Source organism: Helicobacter sp. 11S02629-2, assembly GCF_002272875.1.
GTDB lineage: Bacteria > Campylobacterota > Campylobacteria > Campylobacterales > Helicobacteraceae > Helicobacter_I.
Map to the genome: position 1 here is coordinate 1 of NZ_MLAN01000031.1, position 3,263 is coordinate 3,263.

General features: G+C 30.2%; 1 protein-coding gene. It reads left to right on the forward strand.

Features of this window, described 5'->3' with window-relative positions:
• A partial coding sequence (locus tag BKH40_RS08460; protein ID WP_143428485.1) for an autotransporter outer membrane beta-barrel domain-containing protein occupies positions 1 to 2,451 on the forward strand: 2,451 nt, incomplete at its 5' end.
• Between the last annotated feature and the right edge of the window lie 812 nt (positions 2,452 to 3,263).

Here is a 3,263-nt window from a genome sequence, read left to right on the forward strand (position 1 = left end):
CTTCCCACCCTAAACGCTAATACCCTTACCTTCCAAGATGGTGCTTCAGACTTACATGTAAGTGGTGATACAAACATCTATAAAACCCTCCATGTCCAAAATGACTATGCTAATGTATATAAAGCTCCAACTCCAGTTATAACTACTACTAATCTTAATAACTATGGAACTATCTTAATAGATGGCTCAGCTATTAATGATAGAGTAAAAGACGCTAGTCTTACAGTAAGTGGGAATCTAATTAATAATAACACTATAGATATAGGTGCTGGTGCTAAGTTAAATATAACTTCTAATAATGGTAATGGCAATCTAATAAATAATGGCCTTATAACCTTACAAGCTGGAGATGTAAATAGAAGTAATAAACCTAGTTTTGAAGTAGGACATATAAGTGTAGCCAGTAGTGCTACTTTTGATATATCTATGGGTTCTAAAAATAGACTAAGTGTTAATATAGGAGATATAAATAGCCTAAGTCATGCAGAGCTTAATAAAGACTATGAGTTATTAAAAGCTAATGGTGGTATAAACTATACCTATAGTCTTTTAGGACAAAGTGCAACTATTACTAGTTCTTCTACTAATGAAAGCTTAAAAGATAGTAATGTCTTTAATAAACTAGGTCTAAAAGCCCCTTGGGAAGAAGATAAGGCTATCTATACTACTAATTATAATAATACTAGTGCTTCTAATAACACTAATACAAATACAGCTAATACTGCTATAGCAGCAGCTACTTCATCTACTTCTGGTAGTGATGCTACTTCTAATACAGAAAGTCTAACTAAGACTAATGGAGGAAAGTTTAGCTCTCCTTATGAGTATGCTAAAGCTAGAATGGAAAGAATGCTAAGTATTACTAGTAATGGAAATGACATCATAGGTAAGTACTTACAAGTCCAAAAGGTTATAACTAATAACTCCATAGGCTTTAAGATAATAAGGCTTGATCCTTCTAAGTTAGTAAGTAGTGCTTCTACTCCTAGTGCTTGCTTAGTAGGAGGAGATAGCTTTAGCTGTGCTTTATGGATGGAAGCAGGAGGTAATAACTCTTGGGTAGATGCCTTAAAACAAAGTAGTGTTAATGGCTATGATATCTTACGTACTCTTTTTTATAATCCTGATACTGCAATAAACTTTATAAAAGACCTAGACCAAACCCTTTATACTTCAAGAGATCTAAACTACTTTGTAACTACAGCTAAGACATTAGATAGCTCACTTAGACATGCAGCAGGACTAGATCTAAAAGAAAGCTCACAAGACCAAATCATGCTAGCTACTCAAAGTCAAAGACTTAATAGACTAGTAAAACTAAGTAGTGCCTTTTATGAAAGAAGTGATACTCCAAGATATGCCTCTTTACTAAAAGAGCTAGAGTATAAAAAGTTTGCTATGAATGATGTTAGTGCTAGTGGTATAAATAATACTAATAGTGAAGTAAGCACAAATAATGTAGATAATGATAATACTGTATTAAGTGATATTAGCACTAATAGCACAAGTCTAGATACCCTAGCCTTATATCAATATGGTAAAAGACAAAGATACCCTTCTAATATCTGGCTTTCTATGATAGGTAATGGAAACTTTAGTAAAGTAGGTAATGCTAGCTTATATGGTATTAATACAGGCTATGACATCTTAGTTAAAAACTTTATCTTAGGTTTTTATATGGCTTATGGTTATGGTAAGTTTAATGGTAATAATAACTTCTTATCTAATGATAGTAATAATGCTAGTGTTGGAGTTTATAGTAGAGTATTTATTGGAAGACATGAGTTAGACTTTAATGCAAGTGAGCTTTTAGGTAGTACTAATGAAGTTATGCAAGCAAGTAATGATATGCCTCTACTTGCTCAGTTTAATCAAAAGTATGATTATAAAAACTATAACACTAATGTAAATATAACCTATGGCTATGGCTTTAGCTTTGCTAGAGGTGTAGTAGTAAAACCTCAAGTAGGACTAAGCTATATCTTTGCTTATAATGGACCTATAAGAGGTAAGGCTATAAGTAAGACTAGTATTTCTAACTTACTAGTTAATGTAGATGCCCAACAAAAGCATGACTTAGCATTAAATGCAGGACTTGAAGTAAGAAAGTACTTTTTAAACTCTAGCTATGTATATATATTAGGAGAGCTAAGACAAGACTTACTTGTTAATCAAAGTCAAATTGGCACTAATTCTAAAGGTGCAGGTAAAGAAGTAGCTACAGTAATAGGCATTAACTCAGTTAATGCTAATGGCTTAGTTAATGTAGGTAATGCTTATAACCTTTCTTACCTAGCAGATATTTATAGTTCAACTCTAGGAGTTATGGGTGGAGGAGAACTAGCAGTTAATGATAACTTATATGTGAATCTAGGTCTTACTTTTAGAAGTTCTATAACCGATAAAAACATAATGATAGGTGGCTCACTAGGTGCAAGAGTACTGTTTTAAAAAAGAAGCTATTTAAAAAAATAAGCCATTTTTAAAAACAAGAAGGTGTTTTAAAGAAAAGAAAGAGTTACTATAAAAAAGAAAGACTTATCATAAAAAATAAATAGCTGCTATAAAAGCAAATTTAAAAAAGAAGCTATTTTTAAAAAAAGAAAAGAAATGGTTATTATAAAAGCAAAGTAAGAAAAAGACTAGCTATTTACTTAATTAGCTTTTATTAATTCTTACATTTAAAAAGATAAGCTTTAAAAACATGTAATCTACTTAAATGTTAAAGCATGTTAAGTAGCTTTTAATAGTTCTACAGAATAAAAGAATAAAAGAATAAAAGAATAAAAGACTATCCTTAAGATAGTCTTTAACAATCATTAAAGCTATCTCTATAGCTTTAATGCCTTCTTTACTACGCCTATATTTGCATTTAAACTTTGTAGATTTGCTAGGTAGATGTTATAAGTAATGCTTTTTTAAGTTATTAATTAAACATAGTACAAAGTAACTAAAAGATCTTTTATAAATGCAATCTATATGGAATTTAAAGTGTAAGAATAAAAGATAGGGATTTATTTAAAAGACTATTTAAAAGATTAAGAATTTAATAGAAGAGAGTTCGATAAAAAACTACATAAGCAAGGCTATGTAAGCTAAGTAGTCTTTTATTTTATTAAAGGTGATTAGTTAGGACTAGTTAAGTAAGTGGACTTTTATTTCTATATCTATTTTATTTTGATCTTTAGCTCGGGAGAATATTAAAGATTCACTGCTAAGTAGTTTTATTTTGGTTTTAGATTAGCTTAGTTTTGTTTAAAGCT